At 72.4% G+C, this 21582-nt stretch carries 21 protein-coding genes and 1 pseudogene; 7 read left to right on the top strand and 15 right to left on the bottom strand.

All coding sequences use genetic code 11. The annotated features are described in order from the left end of the window. Positions 1–7: 7 nt before the first annotated feature. From IEZ07_RS33340 to IEZ07_RS33325, 4 genes are all read right to left on the bottom strand, one after another. The gene (locus tag IEZ07_RS33340) at positions 8–1279 is read right to left on the bottom strand and encodes an extracellular solute-binding protein (protein WP_191898434.1); all 1272 of its coding nucleotides are present in this window, start codon (positions 1277–1279) and stop codon (positions 8–10) included. Between the two features lie 139 nt (positions 1280–1418). Beyond that, the gene (locus tag IEZ07_RS33335) at positions 1419–2816 is read right to left on the bottom strand and encodes a cellulose binding domain-containing protein (protein ID WP_191898433.1); all 1398 of its coding nucleotides are present in this window, start codon (positions 2814–2816) and stop codon (positions 1419–1421) included. 228 nt (positions 2817–3044) lie between these two features. Next, positions 3045–3833, bottom strand: a complete 789-nt coding sequence (locus tag IEZ07_RS33330; protein ID WP_191898432.1) for a sugar isomerase domain-containing protein — start codon at positions 3831–3833, stop codon at positions 3045–3047. Continuing rightward, positions 3830–4705, bottom strand: coding sequence for a MurR/RpiR family transcriptional regulator (locus IEZ07_RS33325; protein ID WP_301549372.1), 876 nt, complete (start codon positions 4703–4705; stop codon positions 3830–3832). The genes IEZ07_RS33330 and IEZ07_RS33325 overlap by 4 nt, the downstream gene beginning before the upstream one ends. A gap of 71 nt (positions 4706–4776) precedes the next feature. Here IEZ07_RS33325 and IEZ07_RS33320 point away from each other — a divergent pair, with 71 nt between their 5' ends. Continuing rightward, positions 4777–5958 (top strand): N-acetylglucosamine kinase, encoded by a 1182-nt coding sequence (locus IEZ07_RS33320; protein ID WP_191898431.1) that lies wholly within the window; start codon positions 4777–4779, stop codon positions 5956–5958. A gap of 72 nt (positions 5959–6030) precedes the next feature. Here IEZ07_RS33320 and IEZ07_RS33315 read toward each other — a convergent pair whose 3' ends face one another. Beyond that, on the bottom strand, positions 6031–7488 hold the full coding sequence (locus tag IEZ07_RS33315) for a cellulose binding domain-containing protein (protein ID WP_239321211.1): 1458 nt from the start codon (positions 7486–7488) through the stop codon (positions 6031–6033). A 275-nt stretch (positions 7489–7763) separates the two neighbouring features. Here IEZ07_RS33315 and IEZ07_RS33310 point away from each other — a divergent pair, with 275 nt between their 5' ends. Together IEZ07_RS33310 and IEZ07_RS33305 are read left to right on the top strand one after the other, a co-directional pair. Further along, positions 7764–8003 carry a transposase gene (locus IEZ07_RS33310; RefSeq protein WP_191898430.1) on the top strand — a complete coding sequence of 80 codons (240 nt, stop codon included), beginning with the start codon at positions 7764–7766 and terminating at the stop codon, positions 8001–8003. Between the two features lie 154 nt (positions 8004–8157). Further along, a complete protein-coding gene (locus tag IEZ07_RS33305; RefSeq protein ID WP_191898429.1) occupies positions 8158–8574 on the top strand; it encodes an NUDIX domain-containing protein in 417 nt (138 codons plus the stop codon). 47 nt (positions 8575–8621) lie between these two features. Here the strand turns inward: IEZ07_RS33305 and IEZ07_RS33300 are convergent, their stop codons facing one another. The 4 genes from IEZ07_RS33300 to IEZ07_RS33285 form a co-directional block, all read right to left on the bottom strand. Next, positions 8622–8939: a hypothetical protein gene (locus IEZ07_RS33300; protein WP_191898428.1), complete on the bottom strand. Its 318-nt coding sequence runs from the start codon at positions 8937–8939 to the stop codon at positions 8622–8624. 241 nt (positions 8940–9180) lie between these two features. Continuing rightward, entirely contained in the window at positions 9181–9555 is a 375-nt protein-coding gene (locus tag IEZ07_RS33295; RefSeq protein WP_191898427.1) for a VOC family protein, read from the bottom strand. Next, positions 9552–10136 carry a TetR/AcrR family transcriptional regulator gene (locus IEZ07_RS33290; RefSeq protein WP_204054748.1) on the bottom strand — a complete coding sequence of 195 codons (585 nt, stop codon included), beginning with the start codon at positions 10134–10136 and terminating at the stop codon, positions 9552–9554. Before IEZ07_RS33290 ends, IEZ07_RS33295 begins: the two co-directional genes overlap by 4 nt. Before the next feature lie 248 nt (positions 10137–10384). Beyond that, positions 10385–11164 carry an MBL fold metallo-hydrolase gene (locus tag IEZ07_RS33285; protein WP_191898442.1) on the bottom strand — a complete coding sequence of 260 codons (780 nt, stop codon included), beginning with the start codon at positions 11162–11164 and terminating at the stop codon, positions 10385–10387. 90 nt (positions 11165–11254) lie between these two features. Here IEZ07_RS33285 and IEZ07_RS33280 point away from each other — a divergent pair, with 90 nt between their 5' ends. After that, a complete protein-coding gene (locus IEZ07_RS33280) occupies positions 11255–11857 on the top strand; it encodes an ABATE domain-containing protein (RefSeq protein ID WP_204054747.1) in 603 nt (200 codons plus the stop codon). A gap of 148 nt (positions 11858–12005) precedes the next feature. On the opposite strand, the pseudogene IEZ07_RS36410 reads toward IEZ07_RS33280, so the two are convergent. After that, positions 12006–12452, bottom strand: a pseudogene (locus IEZ07_RS36410) (DNA-3-methyladenine glycosylase I); the annotation flags it as partial. 87 nt (positions 12453–12539) lie between these two features. After that, entirely contained in the window at positions 12540–12842 is a 303-nt protein-coding gene (locus IEZ07_RS33270; RefSeq protein WP_191898425.1) for a YciI family protein, read from the bottom strand. Positions 12843–13430: 588 nt separating this feature from the next. Here IEZ07_RS33270 and IEZ07_RS33265 point away from each other — a divergent pair. Then, positions 13431–14090 carry an alpha/beta hydrolase gene (locus IEZ07_RS33265; RefSeq protein WP_191898424.1) on the top strand — a complete coding sequence of 220 codons (660 nt, stop codon included), beginning with the start codon at positions 13431–13433 and terminating at the stop codon, positions 14088–14090. Between the two features lie 120 nt (positions 14091–14210). Here IEZ07_RS33265 and IEZ07_RS33260 read toward each other — a convergent pair whose 3' ends face one another. Then, a complete protein-coding gene (locus tag IEZ07_RS33260; RefSeq protein ID WP_191898423.1) occupies positions 14211–15812 on the bottom strand; it encodes a phospholipase D family protein in 1602 nt (533 codons plus the stop codon). 116 nt (positions 15813–15928) lie between these two features. Continuing rightward, positions 15929–17692 (bottom strand): right-handed parallel beta-helix repeat-containing protein, encoded by a 1764-nt coding sequence (locus IEZ07_RS33255; protein ID WP_191898422.1) that lies wholly within the window; start codon positions 17690–17692, stop codon positions 15929–15931. Positions 17693–17781: 89 nt separating this feature from the next. Between IEZ07_RS33255 and IEZ07_RS33250 the strand changes: the two genes are divergently transcribed. Continuing rightward, entirely contained in the window at positions 17782–18723 is a 942-nt protein-coding gene (locus IEZ07_RS33250) for a TetR/AcrR family transcriptional regulator (protein ID WP_191898421.1), read from the top strand. Positions 18724–18935: 212 nt separating this feature from the next. Here IEZ07_RS33250 and IEZ07_RS33245 read toward each other — a convergent pair whose 3' ends face one another. Continuing rightward, on the bottom strand, positions 18936–19634 hold the full coding sequence (locus tag IEZ07_RS33245) for a CBS domain-containing protein (protein ID WP_191898420.1): 699 nt from the start codon (positions 19632–19634) through the stop codon (positions 18936–18938). 217 nt (positions 19635–19851) lie between these two features. Here IEZ07_RS33245 and IEZ07_RS33240 point away from each other — a divergent pair, with 217 nt between their 5' ends. After that, positions 19852–20787: a universal stress protein gene (locus IEZ07_RS33240; protein ID WP_191898419.1), complete on the top strand. Its 936-nt coding sequence runs from the start codon at positions 19852–19854 to the stop codon at positions 20785–20787. Positions 20788–20790: 3 nt separating this feature from the next. Here the strand turns inward: IEZ07_RS33240 and IEZ07_RS33235 are convergent, their stop codons facing one another. Continuing rightward, complete coding sequence (locus tag IEZ07_RS33235) at positions 20791–21174, bottom strand: glutaredoxin domain-containing protein (RefSeq protein ID WP_191898418.1); 384 nt, start codon at positions 21172–21174, stop codon at positions 20791–20793. Positions 21175–21582 lie beyond the last annotated feature (408 nt).

Here is a 21582-nt window from a genome sequence, read left to right as displayed (position 1 = left end):
CGGGTCCTCAGGATCCGCTGTTGAGGGTCGTGGTGATGGCCTCGGAGGCCTTGCGCGCCTCGGTCGCCGGGTCCTTCCCGGTGAGCACGGCGGTCATGTACTGCTTGATCACCGAGGTGGCCTCGACCGCCGCCCAGTTCGGCGTGTTGGGCGTGGCCCTGCCGTTCGCGGCGCCCCGGGCCATGGCGGCGGTGCCCTCGTCGGCGTCGAGCACGTGCGCCAGCGAGGCCCTGTTCGGCACGAAGTTCATCGTCTTGGCCAGCTCGGTCTGGAAGTCCTCCCCGGCCAGGGCCTTGACCACCGCGTAGGCGGCGTCCGGGTGCCGCGAGGCTTCGGGGATGATCAGGTCGGAACCGCCGGTGAACACCGCTCCGGGCTTGTCGGCCGTCTTGCCGGGGATCGGGAAGAAGCCCAGCTTCCCCTTCATCTCCGGTGCGACCTCCAACACCCGGGCCGCGCCGCCCGGCACGCTGATCATCTGGGCGACCCTGCCCTGCGCGAACACCTCGTGCTGCGGGGGATTGGCCTCGTCGGCGTCCTTGGGCCCCTTGCCGAGGGCCTGGAGCCGCCGGTAGAAGTCCATGCCGGCCAGGGCCTGCGGGGTGTCGAGGGCGCCCTTCCACCTGCCGCCCTCCTTGACGGCGAGGTCGCCGCCCTCGTCCCAGACGAACCCGGCGAGCGCGTACCACGTCTGTCCGGTGAGGTAGATGCCCTGGTCGCCGCCCCGGTCGAGTCTGGCGGTGATCTCCAGCCACTCGTCGCGGGTCCTGGGCGGCGCCTCGATCCCGGCCTTGGCGAACAGGTCCTTGTTGTAGACGACGACCCGGTTGGCGGCGTACCAGGGTACGCCGTACTGCCGGCCGTCGATGTTGCCCGGCTGGGCCAGGCCGGGGATCCAGTCGGCGCCGCCGAGGTCGGCGACCTCGCCGCTGAGGTCCCTGACCCCGCCGCTGGCGGCGTACTGGGCCACCTGGGTGTTGCCGACCTCGATCACGTCGGGGGCGTCCGTGCTGGCCAGGGCGGCGGTGGTCCGCTCACCGATGCCGTCCCAGGCCTGGATCTGGACGTCGAGGTCCACGCCGGGGTGGGCGCTCTCGTAGCCGGTCTCGAAGCGCTTGACGAGCTCGTCCGTGACGCTCCCGTCCATGATCCAGACGGTGAGCCTGACGGGCCCGGAGTCCGCGGGGGCGGCGGACCCGCCGCCGGAGCCGGAGCCGCAGGCGGCGGCGGTGGCGGCCAGGGCCAGCGCGGCCGCGGCGGCCAGGAGTCGGTGCTTCATCGTGTCTCTGCTCTTTTCGGGGGTGCGGCCCGCGGGCCGGTTCCAGGGGGTACGGCCGGCGGGCCGGGCGGGCACGGGCACGGCCGGGGTACGGACCGGAGCCGGTACGGCTCCCGCGCGGGAGCCGTACCGGGGGTCCTCAGGGGTTCGGGACGGTGTCGGTGAACGCGGTGGAGGCGGCGCGGAGGGCGCCGACCCTGCTCAGCACGTCGGCGGGCGGGACGACCTCGTTCCTGCTGTGGTAGACCCAGTCGACCTGCTGGCGGTAGGTGCGCCGGGCGGAGCTGCCCTGCAGGTCGATGAACCACTGGTTGAACATGATCCACATGGGGGTCTCGGGGTAGTGCTCGCCGCCGTGGTCGGCGAACAGGCGCCCGTCGACGTAGTAGCGGATCCGGCCGCCGGAGACCTGCACGACCAGGTCGTGCCAGCCGGCGAAGCTCGCCCGCTCCTCGGTGTGCACGTTGACCGCCTGCCACGGGTCTGCCTGGTAGGTCTCCCAGCTGGTGGCGTAGAGGATGTTGCCGGGCTCGCCCCAGCCGCCGTTGGGGAGGTATTCGAAGTCCAGCTCGCCGTAGTCGGGGTCCATGTTCTGCCGCAGCGGGGTGATGGTGAAGAACGTCTGCACCACGTGCTCGCCGTCGGGGCCTGAGACCGGGGCGTCGCTGAACCTCACCCGGGCGGCGTAGGTGCCCTCGTGGAACTTGCGGACGGCCGTGGACAGCTCGGTGTGGACGGTGCCCGCGCCGGTGCCGTCGGTGGAGGAGTCGAGCTGCAGGACCTGGCCGCCGTCCGCCGACGGGAAGGTCACCGAGGAGGGGGACCAGGTGGCGCCGGGTACGCCGGGGCCGCCCGCGCTGGAGCGCACGGTCCAGCCGCGCTGGGCCAGCCGGGGGTCGGACGGTCCGGTGTAGGAGAAGTCGTCGAACAGGACGCCCCGGCCGCCCGGCTCACCGGTCGGGGTCACCGTCGGCGTCACCGTCGGCGTGGGCTCGGCGCCCCCGCCCGCAGGCGTGCCCCAGACGAGTCGCCCGTCCAGGTGGACGGTCACCCTGTCCCAGTCGCCGTAGACCGTACGGCTTGCGCCGAAGGAGTGGTCGTCGGACTGCGTGAAGTTCTGCCAGTCGGTGCGGTGGAAGCGGAGCTGCAGGTCACCGGTGTCCGCCCCGGGCGCCAGCGTCCCGGAGGTGAAGCCGACCTCCAGGTAGCGGTCGGCGGCCGGCACCGGGTCCGCCAGCGGGACGAACCGGCCGGTCACGGTGGAACAGCCGACCACGGCCCACGAGCAGGCGAAGCGGTAGGCGGTCTCGCCCCGGAAGTAGTAGCGGATCTTGACCTGGGCGAGCGGGACGGGAGCGGCGCCGTCGTTGACCAGCTTGAACCACGGCTCGGCCTGGGCGGTGACGGCCGCGGTGGAGCTGGTCCTGTACTGCAGGCGCAGCGACTGGGCGGCGGTGGCCGGCGGGGCGAGCGCGACCGCGGCCAGGAGGAGGGGGAGCGCTAGGGCGAGGACGGTTTTCCAGGGGGTTCGGCGCATGGCTGGATCTCCTTGTGAACGGCCCCCGAGGTGTTTCCCGGCATGACGAAGACGGCCTCCGTCGCGGATGCGTGCGGTGCGGATGCGTGCGGTGCGGTGTGAGGGGCGGATGTACGGGTGCGGCGGGTGTCCCCGCCCGGTCCCCGGAGACCGGGTGCGCCGCGCCGCGGGGGTCCGTCCCCGGGACCCGGTGAGGCGCGGGGCCCTGAGCCGGGACTCGGGGACGGTTCAGCCGCCCCTGCGGATGCGGCCGGCGTAGCGGGCCTCCAGGGCGAGGTTGTGCGCGTCTCCCTCCGGGACGTTCGCCGACAGGTAGACCGGTGGAGCCTGGCCCGCGGCGAGCAGCTCCGCCACCGCCCGGGTGACGACGAGCTGGGCGAGCAGCACAGAGGTGATCGTGGACACGGCGGCGACGGCGCCCCCGCCGGGCAGGGGCAGGACCGCGTCGCCGTACGGGGCGCGGTTGTCGAGCACCACGTCGGCGAGGTCGCAGAGCCTGCGGCCGGAGGGGTGCCTGGTCGGTACGGCGGAGCTGTGCGCGAGCGAGGTGAGGGCGACCAGGTCGTGGCCGCGCTCCTTCACCAGGGAGGCCAGCTCGACGACGACGCCGTTGACGCCCGAGCTGGAGATGATCACGAACAGGTCGTCCGCCTCGACGGGCGCGGTGTCGAGGATCCGGTGCGCGACCGCCGGGTCGCGCTCCAGGTCGTAGCGTTCGAGCTCCGTGCGGTCTGCCCCGCCGTACAAGACGATGTCCCGCAGTGCGAGCCGGTTGGTCGGCACCAGTCCGCCCGCGCGGCCGGCGATCTCCATGGCGACCGCCTCGGAGTGCCCCGAGCCGAACGCCTGGACGACGCCGCCCCGGTTCAGCGCCCTGGCGACCAGGCCGGCCGCCGCCGCGATGGGACCCGCCTGCTCGACGGGGATCTCCCGGACGAGCCGGGCGACGTGCCGGACGTAGGCGTCCGGATCCGGAGGGGCGATCGTCCCTGCGGCCGTGCCGGTCTCTGCGCTCATTTCTCTCCCTCCGGGAGCCGGTGCCCGGTCACCGCGCGGGCGGTCAGGTCGAACGCGTCCCGGGTGCGCTCGTAGGTGCGCTGCGCGACCGAGACGTAGACCACGTCGAGGACGAGCAGCTGGGAGTGGATGGCGGCGAAGCCGTCGGAGCGGAACGTCGTCCCCCTGCTGGCCGTGGTGACGACCAGCTCGGCCACCTCCGCCAGCGGCGACCTCGGATGGGAGGTGACCGCCACGGTGACGGCGCCGTGGCTGCCGGCCTCGGCGAGCACCTCGATGACCTCGCGGGTCCTGCCGCTGTGCGAGATGCCGATCGCCACGTCGCCCTGGCCGAGCAGCGCCGCGTCGGTGAGCGCGCTGTGCGCGTCGGACCTGCTCCAGGTGGGGACGCGGATGCGCTGCAGGCGGTATTCCATCTCGCTGGCCACCGCCGCGCTGCTGGAGACCCCGAACAGCAGCACCCGGCCGGCCTGGGCGATCGCGCTCGCGATCTTCTCCACGGAGGCCAGGTCGAGCTGCGCGGCGGTCTCCTGGATCAGCCGGATGTCGTTGCCGGAGACCACGCCCAGCACCCGCTCGAGTCCGTCATCGGGCAGGATCTCCTGCCCGATGTCGGTCTCCCAGCGCTGCTGCGCGACCCGGCCGGTCTCCGTGGCGAGGGCGACGCGCAGCTCGGCGTAGCCACCGAAGCCGAGCGCCCGGCAGAAGCGGGTGATGGTGGCGGTCGAGGTGGCGCTCCGCTCGGCCAGGTCGACGATGGTCAACCGGGCGGCGGCGGCCGGGGCGGCGAGGATCACCTCGGCCACCTTCCGCAGCGCCTCGGGCATCTCGTCCTGCTCGGTCCTGATCAGATGCAGCAGCTCCACCGTCACCCCTTCGTCCTTACGGTGAAAATTATGCTCGCAGCATGGCCCAGTCAAGCATTTCGGGTAATAATTTTCACATGGATCTGGTGTTAGGTGTGGACGCCGGCGGAACGTCGTCCCGCGCCGTGGCCGTCACGACGCGGGGGGACGTGGTGGGCCGCGGCCGGGCGGGCGGCGGCAATCCGGCGGCGCTCGGCGCCGCGCGGGCGTTCGCCAATCTCGGGCTGGCCGTGCGCGAGGCTCTGGCCTCGGTGGATCCGGCCGAGGTCAGAGGGGTGACCGTCGGCCTCGCCGGTGCGGGGGCGCTCCTGGACCCGGCCGTGCGGGCGGTCTTCGAGCAGACCGTGTCCGACTGCGGACCGGCGGTCCCGCCCCGGGTGGTGGGCGACGCGGTGGTCGCCTTCGCGGCGGGCACGGCCGCGCCCTCCGGCACCGTCCTGATCTCCGGCACCGGGGCCGTCGCGGCGAGGATCACCGGCTGCGAGGCGGTGGCGGTGGCGGACGGGCACGGCTGGCTGCTGGGCGACGAGGGTTCGGCGTTCTGGCTCGGCCGGGCCGCGGCCCGCACCGCCGTCCGGCAGGCCGCATCCGGACGGCCGTGGCGCGACCTGGGCCCGCTGGTCCGGCTCGTCGTCGGGCACCTGCTGCCCGGGGTCGCGGCGGAGGCCGAGGTCGAAGGGGGATCCCGGGGAGCCGAAAGGACCGGAGGGCGCCAGGGGAGCGTCGTGACCGGGAGGACCGAGGCCGAGAGGGCCGGGGCCGCCGGTTCCGGTGGTCCCGGCTCCGGTGGGGAGCTGGCCGACCTGCTCGCCACCGCGGCACAGGCCCGGCACCCGCTCGCCCTGGCCGAGCTGGCACCCCTGGTCGTCCGGGCGGCCCGCCTCGGGGATCCGGCGGCGGAGGAGATCGTGGCCGGCGCCGCGGCCCGCCTGGCCGGGACCGCGGCCCGGGTGCACGACCCGGGCCCGGACGTGCCGATCGTGCTGGCCGGCGGCGTGCTGACGAGCGGGGGACCGGTGCGGCGGGCCGTGGTGGACCTGCTCCGGCGGCGGTGGGGGGATCCGCCGATCGCCGTCGCGGGAGACGGCGCCGGGGCCGCCGCGTGGCTCGCGGCCGCGCCGTTCCTGGGCCGGGAGGAGGCCGCCGGGCTCCACCGCCGTTTCGTCGGTCCCGGAGCCGTCGGTCCCGGAGCCGTCGGTCCCGGAGCCGTCGGTCCCGGGGCCCCCGGCTCGGCGGGCGGATCCGGCCCCGGAGGATGAGGCCGGTCCGCGGCGCGCTCCTCGGCACGTCCGGCCCCGCGTCGCGCGGTGGGCCCGGCTCCGGGGAGTGCGTCAACCGGAGACGGTGTCGACGAAGGCGGTGGAGGCCGAGCGGAACGACTCGACCCTGCGGCGCACGTCGGCGGGCGGGACGACCTCGTTCCTGCTGTGGTAGACCCAGTCGACCTGTTGGTGGTAGTCACGCGGGGCGGAGCCGCTCCGCAGCTCGATGAACCACTGGTTGAACATGATCGACATCGGTGTCTCGGGATAGTGCTCGCCGCCGTGGTCGGCGACCAGGCGCCCGTCGACGTAGTACCTGGCCCGTCCGCCGGAGACATGGAGGACCAGGTCGTGCCAGCCGGCGAAGCTGGCCCGCTCCGCGGTGTGGGTGTTGACGGCCTTCCAGGGCTCGGCCTGGTAGGTCTCCCAGGTCGTGGTGAACATGGTGGGCCCGGACTCGCCCCAGCCGCCGTTGGGGAGATACTCGAAGTCCAGCTCGCCGTAGTCGGGGTCCATGCTCCTCTCCAGCGGCGTGATGGTGAAGAACGTCTGCACCACGTGCTCGCCGTCGGGGCCGGAGACCGGGGCGTCGCTGAACTTCACCCGCGCGGCGTAGGTGCCCTCGAAGAACTTGCGCCGGGTCGTCGACAGCTCGGACTGTACGGTGCCCGCGCCGGTGCCGTCGGTGGAGGCGCTGAGCTGCAGGACGCGGTCGCCGTTCACCGAGGGGAAGGTGATCGCCGAGGGCGACCAGCCGGCCCCGGACACGCCGGGACCGCCGCCGCCGGAGCGTACCCGCCAGCCGTGCTGCGCGAGCCTCGCGTCGGACGGGCCGGTGTAGGCGAAGTCGTCGAAGAGCGTTCCCTGCCCGCTGGAACCTCCCGGCGCGGGGGTGGCCGAGGGCTTCGGCGCGGGGGTGGCCGGGGGCTTCGGTGTGGAAGTGGCGGGAGGAGGCGTGGGGGTGGGCGTCGGGCCCGTGCCGCTCGGCTGCGCACCCCAGACGAGCCTGCCGCCGACGTGGACGGTCGCCCTGTCCCAGTCGGCGTAGCTCGTACGGCCCGCTCCGAAGGAGTGGTCGTCGGACTGGTCGAACGTCCGCCAGTCCGGCCGGTGGAACCGCAGCTCCAGGTCGCCGGTGTCGGTGCCGGGCGCCAGCCTTCCGGAGGTGAAACCGACCTCCAGGTAGCGGTCGGCGCCGCGCACCGGCTTGGCCAGCGGGACGAACCGGCCGGTCACGGTGGAGCAGCGGATCCTCGCCCACGAGCAGGCGAAGCGGTGGCCGGTCTCGCCCTTGAAGTAATAGCGGATCTTCACCTGGCTGAGCGCGACGGGGGCCGTGCCGCCATTGACGATCTTGAAAAGCGGCTCGACCTGATCGGTGAGGGCCTCGGTGGAGGTGGTCATGTACTGCAGGCGCAGCGACTGGGCGGCGGCCGTGGCGGCGCTCGCCGGGCCCGGGACTCCGGCGCCCATCGGGAACAGCAGCGCTGCCGTCGTGACCAGAGAGCCGATGGTGGTTCTTCGCAAGGATCACTCCAGGTCGGGGGATGCCTAGCCTCTTTGCGGACGGGAAGGTCTCCTGTTCTCCGCAGGGGCGGATCCATGCTCTCCCGGCGGCCGACGTTCCCTGGGTGCCATAAGACGGATATAAGGCAGTTTTAAGGTGCAGTGAGACGGAGTCGTCCGGCGGCCGGGCGCGGCGCCGGACGAGGTGTTGAGCGCCCGGTTGATGTCAGTAACGTTGGGCTTGTTCTGGTTTGACGGACATCCGAGATCAGGGGCTCGCCCCCGAAAGGATGTCCATGATGGAGCACATGGGGAAGAAGAAACCGCGTCCTCGTCGCTCGTTCACGCGTGAGTTCAAGGCGGAGATCGTCGAGCTGTGCCAACGCGGAGACCGTTCGATCGGCCAGGTGGCCAAGGACTTCGATCCGGCCGAGACCGCGGTGCGCTACTGGATCCGCCAGGCCGAGGTCGACACCGGCCGACCCATCCGAGTCACGATCCACCCATCCACCAGCAGTGTTGCGTTGATCGTCTGAATCCACCCAGTACACCAGCGGGGCGTTCGCCGAGTTGGCCGGGCGGCTCGGGATACGTCTGTCGTCGGCCAGCACATCACTCACGCACGGTGACGGAGGCCAGCGGCGGGACGCGCCTTGTCTGCGGCAGATCCACACGGGTCAGAATGTGCCGATGACGATCTCCGCTGACGACTCCGGCCCGGTCCGGATTGTGACGGCCGTTCTTCGCGACGGCGATCGGGTGTTGCTGTGTCATCGAAGCGCCGGACGCCGGTGGTATCCCGACGTGTGGGACCTGCCGGGCGGTCATGTCGAGGAGGGGGAGGATCCGAAAGCGAGCCTTGTCCGCGAGCTTCGGGAGGAGTTGGGAATCACGGCACCGGAGCCGTCCGGCCCGCCGATGCATGAGATCCGGACCGCGACGTTCGACATGCAGATCTGGTTGGTCGACAGGTGGACCGGAACACCCGTCAACGCCGCGCCGGACGAGCACGACGCTGTGGCGTGGTTCGAGGCGTCCGACCTTGACAGCCTGCGTCTCGCCCATGAGTCGTATCTCTCGATGCTCACCGCCGTGCTCGTCACGTGACGTCGCTCTGGAAGCCAGGAGTGCGCGCTCGTCGGCAGATCCCGTACTCACATCCGGCTCGGGTCATGATTGATCGCACGGAGGGTGAACGGGGCTCCGGAGCTAAGGCAGCATGCCGCTGGAGCCCGGAAAAAGAAGGAGATCCCGTCCCTGTCGTAGTAGCCGAACCCGATGACCGGATATCCCACCTCGGAAACGAACGCCCGGTAGTCGGCGGGGAGGAGGTGATCCACGCCGGCTCCGCGCGGATGCTCGGCGGAGCGGGCGTAGCGGAGTTGTGCCGGGGCGAAGTGCGATCCCCAGTCGAACTCGCGGTCGCGGAGCGTCTTTTCGAAGGCCCGCCACCGGCCGATGATATCGATCACGTTCTCCGCATAGTTTCGAGCGACGAGCTGGCTGAATCAGCGTTAGAAGATTCACAGGACAGGCCTTAGCACCGGCGCCACCGACGGACAAGATCCACAAGTGGTGCCGGTTCTCACGAACATCTCGGTACGCGGCGCCGGCAACGTGGTGCCGAAAGTCGCGAACATCGGGCGCCCAAGCTCGCGAACAAAATCAAATCGAGCCACTCCGGAAGCAGGGACGGTGGTCCGGCTTGAGGGATCAGGCCGGAGACATCACCTCATACAAGTTGCGGGCGTCGTCGACGAAGAACAGCCCGCGCGCACACAGCGGGTGGTCGATGCGGCCGTTGTCGGGCTCGGTGGGACGGTTGCCGTAGGGCACGCCGGCCTGCTGCAGGCGGGCCAGGATCTGATCGAAGGTGGCCGGGTCCACGTCGAAGGCCAGATGCATGCCGACGGGATCGGCCACGGTCATGAAGTCCAGGGTCAGCTGCTCGTTGATCCGTACGGGGGCGAAGTGGCCGCTTCGGCCGGCGGGCGGCAGCTCCTCCAGGCCCATGATCGAGGCGAAGAAGCGGGCCGCCTGCCGGTGGTCGGCCGCGGGCACGATGGTGTGGTTCAGCGTGATGGTCATACCGGGCTCCCCGGAGCAGTGACGACGCCGTGCAGGAGAATGTCGACGAGATCGTGCGAGGACGGCCCGGCTTCACCGGAGGCGGGGTGGAAGCGGGGAAACAGCATCCCCAGGAAGACCGAGGCGATCGTCTCCGGTTCCAGGCGCAGCACTGCGCGGTCGGGTTCGATCAGCTCGGTGAGGGCCTCGTGCGTCGCCTTCATCGAGGCTTCCCGGCCGCCCGGGGCGGGTCGGTCGGCGGCCGGTCGCCCGCGCTGGTGGCCGGAGGCGTGCAGGGTGCCGATCACCGTGCCCATACGTTCCAGGTGGGCGCGCAACGCCTCGGCCGCCTGGACCAGCCGGTCGGCCAGTGGATCGTCCAGAGGGATCGAGGCCAGTTCGCGCAGCACGTGCTCGGGGTTCATCACCTCGGCCAGGCACGCCTGCAGCAGGTCGTCCTTGTCGGTGAAGACCCGGAAGATGGTGCCTTCGCCGATGCCGGCCGCGCGGGCGATGCGGTTGGTGGTGACCGCGGCGCCGTACTCGGCGACTAGTGGCAGCGTCGTGGCCACGATCATCGCTCTGCGGTCTTCGATACTCATTGCCGGCGCTCGTCGCCGGGTGGGGGTGTGCGTCATGCACTTCATCATTAGGAGTGAGTACTCACTCCGTCAATGGATTAATGCTGACCGGGCCGGAAGGACTGTTGTCCGACGGGCCGTCACCGGTACGGCCGAGGGTGCCGGAATTCTCAGCCTCACTGCCAGCAGCCGGGCGCGCAACACACCCGGCCGCGGCCGGCGCTGAAGGGTTGACGGTCTGGTGGAGAGGCATCGGTCAGGGGGCGTGTTCAGTCCAGTTGCAGGCGCTCAGTCAGGCCGGCGGCGGTGAAGGCGTCCACCAGGTCCTGGCGGCTCTCGGTGAAGTGGGCCCAGCTGTCGCAGTGAACGGGCACCACCCGGCGCGCGCCGAGAATCTTCGCCGCTTCGGCGGCCTGGGCGCTGTCGAGGACCAGCGGGGCGCCGTCGAAGATCGGCAGGCGGGGAGCCCCGGAGAACAGCACGGCGGTGTCGATGGGGCCGAAGCGCTCGGCGACCTGCCCGACCAGGGTCAGGGAGGCGTTGTCGCCGCTGACGTAGACCGTGGGCAGGTCGGGGGCGGTCAGGACGAAGCCGACGACCTCGCCGGTGATCGCCTCGACGTCGGGGGCGTTCTCGGGGCCGTGCAGAGCGGGGGCAGCGGTGACGGTCACGGTGCCGCCGTCGGGGCGCTGCAGGTCGACGGACTGCCAAGGGGCGAGGCCCTGGGCGGTGCCGCCCAGGCGGCCGGCGCCGCTGGGGGTGGTGAGGGTCAGCGGGACGTCGGCGAGCAGGGCCCGGCCGGAGTGGTCGAGGTTGTCGGGGTGCTGGTCGTGGGAGAGCAGGACCGCGTCGATGCGGCCGAGGTCGGCCGGGGAGGCGGCCGGGGGCGCGGTCTTGGTCAGGGTCCGGCCGTTGGGGAGCGGGTAGTCGCCGGGAGGGTCGAAGGTGGGGTCGATGAGCAGGCGCAGCCCGCCGTACTCGATGAGGGCGGTCGGGCCGCCGAAGGCGCGGACGGGGATCTGCTCGCCGGTCGTGCCGGTGATGGCCATCACAGAAACACCTCACGGATGAGAGTCGATTTATCCGTGATGCACGGTAGTCGCTTCTCATGGATGATGACAACTCTTACCATGAGAGCCATGCAGGAGACCGTGACCGCCGCGCCCGTGGTGCCGCCCGCGCCAGGAGCCGAGCAGTATCTCGCCCTGGACTTCGCCAACAGCGCCCTCGCCCTGCCCGGCGACCGGTTCCTCGACCTTCTGGGCAGCCCGGCGGCCGGCACCCAGTGGCTCATCGAGCACGATCTGGCCCCCGCCGGCCTCGACGCCGGGCTGCAGGAGAGGTGCGCGGCCCAGCTGCGCACCCTGCGCGAGCACATCCGCGCACTGCTCGCCTCCCACCTCGACGGCCACCCCGCCCCGGCCGACGCGCTCAGCGCCGTCAACGACGCCCTGACTCGCGCCCCCGCGGCCTTGCTGCTGGCCTGGGAGCCGACCCGGGGCCTGTATCGCGCCGCCGCCCATCCCGCCACCCAGATCGTCGAGCACGCCCTGGCGACGCTGGCCGCCAGCGCCGCCGACCTGCTCACCGGCCCCGACCGCGAGCGCCTGACCGCCTGCGGCTCGCCACCGTGCAGCCGCTACCTGCTGCGGTACGGCCGCCGCCGCTGGTGCTCGGTGCGCTGCGGCGACCGTGCCCGCGCCGCCCGCGCCTACGCCCGCCGTAGTCGGACAAACTCATAACGCCATTTGGCCCGCCTTCCGCCGGGGGACCTTGCCAGGAGGATCGCACTGGCCCGTCGCGGCACGAACCGGACATCCCTTGGCTGGCGCGCAGCTGCACAACACCCTCGCCGAGCAGCTGTCCGGCAGCCACTGACAACAACCGGGCGCAGGGCACTGTCGACAACTGGCGCGCAACATGGTGTGCAGGCAGGTCTGCCGGTTCGGGCTCATAGCGCCAGACGAAGGCGGCCGGCGATCTTTCCCGCTCCCGCAGGCCCTCGGCGCGGCGGACGTCGTTGATCACTGCCTCGGTCTTGCCGCGGTGCCGTACGATGCCGGCGTCCTGGAGCAGGCGCTCGGCATCGCGGGCGGTGAAGCGGGCCAGGGCGGAGACGTCAAAGCTGGCGAAGGCGGCGCGGAAGTTGTTCCGCTTGGTCGAGATGGTGCGCCGGCTGAGTTCGGACTGGAAGCCTTCCAGGCACGGTTTCTCGAACAGGCGGCGGTCGTCACCGACGGGGAAGCCCCATTCGGTGTCGTGGCAGGCCAGGAACTCCGGGGCGGTGCCGCTCCAGGAGCAGCGCGGCAGCTGCGGACCGGGCGTCGGTACGGGCATCTCATCATGGTCCTCTGCCATGGCAGGCGGGCACCGGCGCATGCGCCCCCGGGCCCGCCCTGGGACGCATGCGGTGCCCCCGCCCTGTCAGGGCAGGACAGGCTCTGCGAGCAGGAACTTCAGCCGGTCGTCGGCCAGCCATGGCGCGATCTCGACGATCTCCGCGCTGACGATGTCCTGTTCGACGAACGGGTCGGCCGCCACGCGGGCCTCCAGGTCATCCCGCGAGGTGCCGTGCGCCACGATCGCGCCGCCCAGTCCCGGCTGGATGCCGCCGACCAGCAGGAACACTCCGTCGTCGACGCCGCGCTCGATCCACTCCTGGTGGCCGGGCATGTACCGTTCGGCCGCGCTCTTGTCGGCGGAGAACCGCAGCAACACCACGAACATGTCTCTCTCCGATCGTTGAACTCAGGTAGTCGAACTCAGGTCGCGTCAGGCGTTCGCCGACGCGGTGTCGTCGGATACGGCGCCGCCGGCGCGCTCGGGGCGGGGGAGCACCGGCTCAGCCAGTCGTGCATCCGCCGGACCTCTCGGTCGATGAAGTCGTCCTACGTGGTGTCAACCGGGCTTGGCGGCCGACCACCGGTCGCACTGCGGCGGCACGCTCGGATGTCAGTGACCGATACCGGCGGCATCGGGGGCGGGAGACGGCTCGGCTGCCGCAACGGCCGCCGGCAGGTCGGCCAGTGCGCCGCCACCAGCCGCTCGAAGAAGGCGGCGACGGCGGGCAGGCCGCTCCCGTCGGCGGTCAGGGCCTCCAGCACCGGCCGCACTGCGCCGCTCCAGGTAGCGGCGCAGTGCGGCCGCCTCCGCTTCCTCCGGGCCTCACCGCCGACCGGAATTCTCCGTCTCACCGACAACGACCGGGCGCTCGACAGGAAGACGGCAAACCTGTGGAGAGCCGGCGGCAGGTTCGGAAACTGTCGGTGGCAACAGCGATGATCACTCTCATCTCCAGAGGAAGGACATCCGCTCATGGCGACGTTCGTTTTGATCCACGGCGGCGGCGGCGTCGCCTGGCAGTGGCATCTGCTCGATCCCGAGCTACGCGCCCGGGGCCACGATGTCGTCGCCGTCGACCTGCCCCTCGAACGGGAGACGGCGGGATTGGCCGAGCTCACCGACACGGTGGTGGAGGCCATCGGCGAGCGCACCGACCTGGTCGTGGTCGCCCACTCCTGGGGCGGGTTCGTCGGTCCGCTGGTGTGCGAGAGGGTCCGTGCCGACCTGCTGGTCCTGCTGGCGGGCATGATCCCCGCACCGGGCGAGCCGCCAGGTGACTGGTGGACCGCGACCGGCTTCGAAGCGTCCGGCGGCGACGGCAGCGAAGACGACCCGGTGGCCGCCTTCTGCCATGACGTGTCGCCTGCCTTGGCCGCCGAAGCGATGCGCCGGGGCCAGGGCCACGCCGAACGCTCGCTGGTCGAGCCCTGGCCGTTGACGGCTTGGCCCGAGGTGGCGACCAGAGTGCTGATCTGCCGCGACGACCGGTTCTTCGGCCCGGAGTTCATGCGCCGGATCGCACGCGAGCGGCTGGACGTCGTCCCCGACGAAATCGGTGGCAGCCACATGGTGATGCTCTCCCGGCCGCAGGAACTGGCCGACCGCCTCGACGGCTACGCCCGACACATCTAGCCGACGACCCGTGCGCGGCCGGGCGGCGCCTCGGGCCCAGGTGGTTCGGTCGTCCCGGCACCGCAAGGAGCCCCGTCAACCGGGCGCGCAACAGGAGCAACAGGAGGTCCTCGGCAGGCGTCAGTAGGTGTCGGCGCGGCGCATGGCGCGTGGGCGGCCGTCGGGGTCGCACAGCATGCGGTAGAGCGGCGTGGCCAGGGCGGCGGTCCAGGGCGGCAGGGGGCCGGGCTCGTGCAGGCGCAGCCGTCCCGCCGGGCGCGGCCCGCGGCGGCCTCCGGCGTGCCAGCGTTCGAGGGCGGCCGCCGCGGCGGCGTAGGCGTCGAAGAACGCGCGCGGATTCAGCAGGCCGTCGTCGTCCCCGTCGTCGCGGTCCAGGTGCTCGCGTGCGAGCGCGAGCCGCAGCTCCCGGGGCTGGCGGCGTGCTCCGTCGCCGTGCCCGCCGGGATCGCGGGGTTCCCGCGGGTCCCGCGCCCCGTCCAGGATCGCGCAGGTGAGCTCGGAGTCGTACGTCCAGGAACGGCGGTTGAAGTTGTCCGAGCCGACGGTCATCCACGTGTCGTCGACGATGCAGACCTTGGCGTGCACGTAGACGGGTGTGCCCTGGTGGTTCTCGATCCCGTAGACCGCCACCCGGTCCCCGCCGGCCTCCTTGAGCACGGACAGGGCCTGCTGCCGCCCGAGGACCTGCGGGGTCCCGGCGATCAGGCCGTCCTGGTCGGGGTGGAGCGGCAGGACGCCGATCATCAGCAGCTCCGGATGCGCCCGGAGCGCCTCGGCGAAGGAGGCGGCGACCTGCGGCGACCAGAGGTACTGGTCCTCGATGTAGATCAGGGACCGGGCGCGGCGCAGCGCCTTGAGATACCCGCGGGCGACGCTGTGCTCCCCCTCCGGCGCGAAGGCGTAGCGGGACCGGCGCTGGGGGTAGGTGCGCAGCAGCTGTACGGCGTGCGGCCCGCACGCGGGCGGGTCGGGGAACTGCGGCGGCAGCGGGTCGGCGTGCGTGTCGTCGTGGCGGAGCAGGTCGGCGAGGCGGTGCATGGGGTTGCGGGTCAGCGGCTTGGGGTCGGTCCACCGCTCCCGGAAGACCGCCTCCACGTCGCCCACGACCGGGCCCTGGAGCGCGACCTGCACGTCGTGCCAGGGCGGCCGGGGGCCGTACACCTTCGCCATCGGGGCGGCCTGCGGGTCGCCGCCGTGCGAGGCGTCGTCGCGGCGGGTCCGGCACAGGTCGATCCCGCCGACGTAGGCGATGTCGCGCCGGGGGTCGTCACGGTGCCGCAGCACCACGAGCTTCTGATGGTGCGAGCCGCCGGGCGGGACGCGCATGTCGCGGAGGTACTCCCCGCCCGCCGCCTCGATCACCTCCCCGAGGTTGCGGTTCTCCTCGGAGCTGAAGCGGAGCCGGTCCCAGTGGGAGCGCCAGAGCAGGCCCTTGACGACGACGCCGCGCCGGGCGGCGTCCGCGAACACCTCGGCGACCTCGGTGCCGGGGCCGTCCAGCCGCTCGTCGGGGTCTCCGCGCCAGTCGGTGAAGAACAGCAGGTCGCCCTCGCGCAGCTTCCGGACCCGGGCGAGCAGGTCGGCGAAGTAGGCGGAGCCGTGCACGAGAGGCCGGACCGCGTTGCCGGTGGACCAGGCGGTGCCGTCGCCGTGCCGGGAGTCGATCACGGTGGCCGGGTTGCCGCGCTCGGCGGCGGTGAGGAACCAGTCGTGGACGCGCACAGGCGCGAACTACCCCTTTTTTCACGTTCGACGCACGGCCGCCGGCACTGCGGCCGCCTCACCGGGCGACCGCCTCGCCGTGCGGCCGGTGGGGGCGCGGCCGTTGCTCCGTGCGGCTACCCGCCCAGGGAGCGCAGTCCCGCGCGCAGCAGGATCTCCGCCGTGGCCTCCTGGAACTCCTCCCTGCCGGGGACGGTGACGTTGCCCTCGTAGACGACGCCGGCGGGCGGGGCGTCGTGGCCGACGGGGTCGGCGTCCCAGAAGTTGCCGCGGTAGACGACGTTCTCCAGCGGTGGCCAGACCTGCAGGACGGCCGTGTTGTCCGCGCCGTGGACCGCGTTGCCCTCGACGGTGACCCAGGAGGCGCCGTAGTCGGTGTAGAGGGCGAAGTTGTACGGCGTGAGCGTGTCACGGACGACGTTGCCCCGGACCACCGCGGCGGTCTCCGCGGAGTCGCCCTGCGGTCCGGAGAGGTAGACGCCACCGCCGTCGGCCAGCACCTGCATCGTGTCGTGCACCAGGTTGTGCAGGACGCGCGCGCCGCGGGCGCCCTCGCCGCCGCCGAGCACGATCCCGCAGTGCGGCACGTCGCTGACGTGGTTGTGCGCGATCACGGAGTCCTGGGCCGCGGACAGCGCGATGCCGGGCGAACCGGCGTACTCCACCCCCACGTGGTGGATCCGGTTGTCCTCCACCCGGTTGCCCCGGCCCTCGGCGGGGGAGGGCGGCCGGATCGCGAGCGCGGCGCCGGAGATGTCGGTGAACACGCTGCCGAGCACCCTGTTGTCCACACTGCCTCCGGAGAACTCCAGGCCGACGGCGCCCAGCCGGGTGAACCGGCAGCCTTCGACGAGCACACGCCCGGTGTCCTCGAAGACCACGTTGCCCGGCATCGCGGCGGACTCGCGGGGGAACGTCACCCATGCCTCCCCCTCGGCGAACACGGCCTTCTCCACGCCGCCGCCCTCGTAGTAGCCGGTCCCGTGGTAGTGCAGGAAGCCCTCGGGGCGCTCCGGCCGCAGCCAGGTGGCGTCGGCGAAGACGATGCCCCGGAAGGCGATGTCGTGCACGCCCCTGGCGTGCAGCAGTGTCTCCAGCACGGGTGCGACGACCCGGGTCCGGGCCGGGTCCTCGCCGGGGAGGGGGCGGTAGAGCAGCACGTGCCGGCCGGGGACCGACCGGTCGAGGGCGAAGGTGCCCGGCTCGGTCAGGAAGCCCGCGCCGTTCTCCACGCGGGTGGGCAGTCCGGGACCGTGCGACTCGCCCGCCCAGGGGACGACCGAGTTGTACAGCTCGGCGGCCCAGGCGAAAGCGGGCCGGTCCATGGTGATCGTGGTGGAGTGCTCGTCACCGGAGACGGCGGCGACCCCGCAGCGCGCCTCCGTCCAGGGATAGACGCCCCGGTAGACGAACTCGACGTCGGCGGGATTGCCCCAGCGTTGCGGGTCGGTGCTGTCGGTGACGTAACCGGTCTCGGTCACCGTCACGCTCCCGGGGATGCCCTCCAGCGCGGCCCGCCCGGCCCTGCGGCCGTCGACGTAGAGCTGGCGGGTGTCGAGGTCGCCGACGTCGGCCAGCCAGAGCCCGTCCCGCTCGTGCCAGCCCCGGATCTCACGGCCGCCGCTCACCACCGCCTCCTCCCGGCCGGGGGTGCCGTACCCGTGGGCCTGGTAGACGATCCGGCGGCCGTCGCGGCCTGAGTCCTCCCCGGTGAGCAGGAGGGGCGCGGTCAACGTGTGGACGCCCGCCCGCAGGTGGACGGTGACGTCTCCGCTGAGCGCGCGGACGTGGTCGCGCGCCCGCTCCAGGGTGGCGAAGGGCCGCTCCGGTGTGCCGGGGCCGGAGTCGTCGCCGGTGGGGGAGACGTGGACATGGTTCATCGACGCGCACCTCATTACGTTTATGGCGTACACAAGGTATACAGAATAAACACTGAATGGGTTGCGGCGTCAACCGATGGGGGAGAGGGATGGCCGACAGGGAGGACCCGGAGCGCACCGTCGAGCTGCTCTGGAAGGGCCGGGGGCACGGGGACCCCCGGCAGGGGCTGAGCGTCGACGGCATCGTCCGCGCCGCCGTGGAGACCGCCGATGCCGAGGGCCTCGAAGGGCTCTCGATGCGCAGGGTCGCCGAGCGGCTCGGTTTCACCACCATGTCCCTCTACCGCCACGTCCGGGGGAAGGAGCAGCTCGTCGACCTGATGTGCGACGCGGTGGCGGGTGAGAAGATCCGCCCGGGTGCGGGTGCGGGTGCGGGTGCGGGTGCGGGTGCGGGTGCGGGCCGGGAGGGTCCCCGCGCGGGAGGGGCGGAGGGCGGAGACGCCGGGCCGGGCGGCTGGCGGGCCCGGCTCGAGGCCTGGGCGCGCGGCGGCTGGGAGCTGCACCGCCGGCACCCCTGGCTCGCCGAGGTGCCCGGCACCCGCCGCGTGCCGGGGCCGAACACCGTCGCCGACTACGAGTACGCGCTGAGCACGGTGGCCGGCACCGGCCTGGCCCCGTCCGAGATGGTCGCCGTGGTGGGCCTCGTCGGCCGGTTCGTGGGCGGGGAGGCCGTCCGGCTGGCGGAGGAGGCCAGGGTCGAGCGGCGCACGGGGGTGAGTGAGGAGGCCTGGTGGGGGGCGCGTGACTCCCTGTTCGAGAGACTCGGCGCTCATCCCGTGCTGACGGCCGTGTGGGAGGGGGGCGGCTACGACCGCCCCGAGGATCCGTTCGAGTTCGGCCTGCAGCGGGTGCTCGACGGTGTCGAGGTGCTCATCCGAACCCGGAGTGACGAAACTGGTGACGAAATAATGGCGTGTGTGGTGTGCGGCACGGCCGTGGCGCAGCCCGCCTCGGGCCGTCCCCGCACCTACTGCTCGCACGCGTGCCGACAGCGCGCCTACCGGGGCCGCCGTGCCACGCCGGCCCCGTGACCTCGCGGTGACCGGTGACCGGTGGCGGCCTGCCGGGACCGCTGTGCGGATCCCCGCCGGGAGCCGGTGGCCGCCGCGGGCAGGACGCCCACCGCGGGCGCGGTCTGACCGTAGGACCCATGGTCCGGAGGCTCGGAGTGCTCACTCACCGGCGGCCATCAGGCACCGAGCCTGCCATCGAGGCCTATCCGAGGTTGACCCGGTAGCTTCCATTAGAGGCTCTTCCACCGGGGCGTGTCGTCGGCGTCCCATTCCAGCCGGTCGACCACGTCGACCACCCCGTGCACCCGCTGGACCAGCCGTGCCACCAGGTGCGCGTCGCTGCGGAGCCGCATGCGCCCGGCCAGGGTGACGATCCCGCGGTCGACCGTGGCGGTCGCGTCGTTCGGGCCGGACCACAGGGGGCGCCGCAGGATGTCGCGGTTCACCTCCTCGGCGATCTCGGCGTCGCTCCGGACGAAGACCCTGAGCAGGTCCTGGCGGCTGACGATGCCCTCCAGCCGTCCTTCGGCGTCCACGACCGGCAGGCGCTTGACTCCGCGCTCGTCCATGAGCCGCATCGCGGAGACGATCGAGGCCTGCGAGCGGATCGTGACCGCCGGGGCGGTCATCAGCTCGGCCGCGGTGTCCCCGACGGCCTTGCGCCGGGTGTCCTCCCGGCCGCCGAGCCGGTGCCGGAGCCGGACGCGCAGCGGCGGCTGGTATCCCTCCTGGTAGTACTGCTCCTTGAACTCCTCCTTGCGGAGCAGGTCGGCCTCGGAGACGACGCCGAGGACGTGGCCCTCGCCGTCGACGACCGGGACCGCGCTCACCTCGTGGTTGATCAGCACCTCGGCCACGTCCTTGAACGGCGTGCAGCCGTTGACGGACGTCACATCGGTGGTCATCACGTCCTTGACCTTGACGTGCATTCTTCAGTCCCCCTCGCGGAGCCGGTCCCGTGTGACGGCGGGCGGGCCGTACGACCGGTCCATCTGGCACCTTCCCCACATCCCCCGCATCTTCATCCCACCGCGGGGGAGGTTCTGAGGCCAGAGGACCAAGGTCCTCGCCCACGGGGTCCATCGCCCGCTGCGGCATGCGCCGCGACGGGGGTCGAATGGGAGCGGACCCCCCGAGGAGGACGACATGGCAGCACATGCGGACAGGACGGCGCACGCGGGGACGACGGCGCACGTGGTGGTCGGCACGGACGGCTCACCCGCTTCCACGGCCGCGGTCGCCTGGGCCGCGGAGGACGCCGCGCGGCGCGGATGCGCCCTGCGGATCGTCCACGTCTGCGAACCCTGGACCCTCGACATCCCGCTGGACACACCCCCGGGCTTCCGCGACTCGGTCGGCGAGCACTGCCGGGAGGTCGCCGACGTGGCGCGGGACGTGGCCCGCGGGGTCGCGCCGGGGATCGAGGTGAGCGCGGTGCTGGAATCCGGCCGGGTGGCCGAGGTCCTGCGCCGCGAGGCCGAGGACGCCGAGCAGGTCGTGGTCGGCAGCCGAGGTCTCGGCGGCTTCACCGGGCTGGTGCTGGGTTCGGTCTCGCTCGCGGTGGCCGGCCACGTGGCGGCGCCCGTCGTGGTGGCCAGGAACGTGCCGGAGGAGGTGCGGGGCCGGATCGTGGTGGGATTCGACGGGTCCGAGCACTCGGCGGCCGCCCTGGCCTACGCCTTCGCCGAGGCCGTGCGGCGGGGCGCCCGCCTGCACGCGGTGCACAGCTGGCACATGCCCGTCCTCGGGCCGGGCGCCACCGCCTACACGCCGCTCGTCGAGGACCTCTTCGCCGCCGAGCGGCAGGTCGCCGAGGAGACGCTGCTGCCCTGGGAGGAGAAGTACCCGCAGGTCGAGGTGGAGCGGACGGTGGTCTGCGGACACCCGGTCCTGACCGTCTGCGACGCCTCGGAGGACGCCGACCTCGTCGTCGTCGGATCGCGGGGTCTGGGCGCGCTCGGCTCGGCCGTACTGGGCTCGGTCAGCCACGGAGTGCTGCACCACGCCCGCTGCCCCGTCGCGGTGGTGCGCGCCCGGGGCGGGTCCGTCGCCGAGGGCGGAGGAGTCACCGGCGGGCGGTGAGCGTCACGGCCTCGGATCACCGTCCCGCTCCCGGCCGCCGGATGCGGGAAGGTGCCTTCCGGCCGCTTCGAGCACCTGGCTCCTGGACGGGTTCACCATCGCCCTTCCCGCCACGGTCACGGTCGGCACGGTCTCGTTCCCGTCGGCGACCGAGCGGACGAACGCGGCCGCCTCGGGATCCTTCCAGATGTTGACCTCGCTGTAGCGCAGCCGCGTGAAGCGCAGCCGCGTCCGCAGTCTCATGCAGTACGGGCAGCCGGGCCGCCAGTAGACGACCACGCCCCCGTGGTCCGCGTCCCTGTGCGACGCGGCCCGGCCGCGGCGGGGCAGGTTCGTGACGGTCAGCAGCGCGAGCAGGACGAGGAGGAAGAACGCGGAGGGCGACATACAGGGAGTATGTCAAGATTGTCCGCTTAGTTGCCTCCTGTCTTCCGGTCCCGTGTGGGCTCCGCCTTCCGGTCCGGTCCCGCCTGGTCGCCGCGTTATATCCCGGTGCGGGGCACCCGAGGCCGGTCTCCGGCCCTTCCCGGCGGACGTGTGCGCGGGGCAGGGCTGGAAGCCGCACTCCGTCGTGACCACGGCCCTCCTGCGCGGGCGGGTGCGCGGGGCAGGGCCGAAAGTCCTTCCACGCCGGGACCTCGGGTCGGCCCGGGCGAGCCGTACGGCTCTGCGGAACCGGGGGTGCGAGCCGATGTACTGGGTGACGTAACCGAGAGACGGAAACCCCCCCGAGAAGCCCATCATGGCGATCATCGAAGGCCGCACCCAGCGCACCGGCCGCCCCACCGCCCCCGC

Origin of the sequence: Planomonospora parontospora, assembly GCA_014647935.1 — a bacterium.
In the GTDB taxonomy this organism is placed as follows: domain Bacteria; phylum Actinomycetota; class Actinomycetes; order Streptosporangiales; family Streptosporangiaceae; genus Planomonospora; species Planomonospora parontospora.
The sequence above is the reverse complement of the archived record's forward strand: the minus strand, read 5'-3'. Positions and strand labels throughout refer to the sequence as shown.

Excerpts from the sequence above, each read along its gene's own strand:
- IEZ07_RS33245 (WP_191898420.1), bottom strand. The coding sequence starts at position 19,634 with ATGCACGTCAAGGTCAAGGACGTGATGACCACCGATGTGACGTCCGTC.
- IEZ07_RS33335 (WP_191898433.1), bottom strand. The coding sequence starts at position 2,816 with ATGCGCCGAACCCCCTGGAAAACCGTCCTCGCCCTAGCGCTCCCCCTC.
- IEZ07_RS33270 (WP_191898425.1), bottom strand. The coding sequence starts at position 12,842 with ATGTTCGTGGTGTTGCTGCGGTTCTCCGCCGACAAGAGCGCGGCCGAA.
- IEZ07_RS33250 (WP_191898421.1), top strand. The coding sequence starts at position 17,782 with ATGGCCGACAGGGAGGACCCGGAGCGCACCGTCGAGCTGCTCTGGAAG.
- IEZ07_RS33290 (WP_204054748.1), bottom strand. The coding sequence starts at position 10,136 with ATGAGTATCGAAGACCGCAGAGCGATGATCGTGGCCACGACGCTGCCA.
- IEZ07_RS33240 (WP_191898419.1), top strand. The coding sequence starts at position 19,852 with ATGGCAGCACATGCGGACAGGACGGCGCACGCGGGGACGACGGCGCAC.
- IEZ07_RS33235 (WP_191898418.1), bottom strand. The coding sequence starts at position 21,174 with ATGTCGCCCTCCGCGTTCTTCCTCCTCGTCCTGCTCGCGCTGCTGACC.
- IEZ07_RS33265 (WP_191898424.1), top strand. The coding sequence starts at position 13,431 with ATGGCGACGTTCGTTTTGATCCACGGCGGCGGCGGCGTCGCCTGGCAG.
- IEZ07_RS33305 (WP_191898429.1), top strand. The coding sequence starts at position 8,158 with ATGACGATCTCCGCTGACGACTCCGGCCCGGTCCGGATTGTGACGGCC.
- IEZ07_RS33320 (WP_191898431.1), top strand. The coding sequence starts at position 4,777 with ATGGATCTGGTGTTAGGTGTGGACGCCGGCGGAACGTCGTCCCGCGCC.
- IEZ07_RS33285 (WP_191898442.1), bottom strand. The coding sequence starts at position 11,164 with ATGGCCATCACCGGCACGACCGGCGAGCAGATCCCCGTCCGCGCCTTC.
- IEZ07_RS33310 (WP_191898430.1), top strand. The coding sequence starts at position 7,764 with ATGATGGAGCACATGGGGAAGAAGAAACCGCGTCCTCGTCGCTCGTTC.
- IEZ07_RS33330 (WP_191898432.1), bottom strand. The coding sequence starts at position 3,833 with ATGAGCGCAGAGACCGGCACGGCCGCAGGGACGATCGCCCCTCCGGAT.
- IEZ07_RS33340 (WP_191898434.1), bottom strand. The coding sequence starts at position 1,279 with ATGAAGCACCGACTCCTGGCCGCCGCGGCCGCGCTGGCCCTGGCCGCC.
- IEZ07_RS33280 (WP_204054747.1), top strand. The coding sequence starts at position 11,255 with ATGCAGGAGACCGTGACCGCCGCGCCCGTGGTGCCGCCCGCGCCAGGA.
- IEZ07_RS33255 (WP_191898422.1), bottom strand. The coding sequence starts at position 17,692 with ATGAACCATGTCCACGTCTCCCCCACCGGCGACGACTCCGGCCCCGGC.
- IEZ07_RS33295 (WP_191898427.1), bottom strand. The coding sequence starts at position 9,555 with ATGACCATCACGCTGAACCACACCATCGTGCCCGCGGCCGACCACCGG.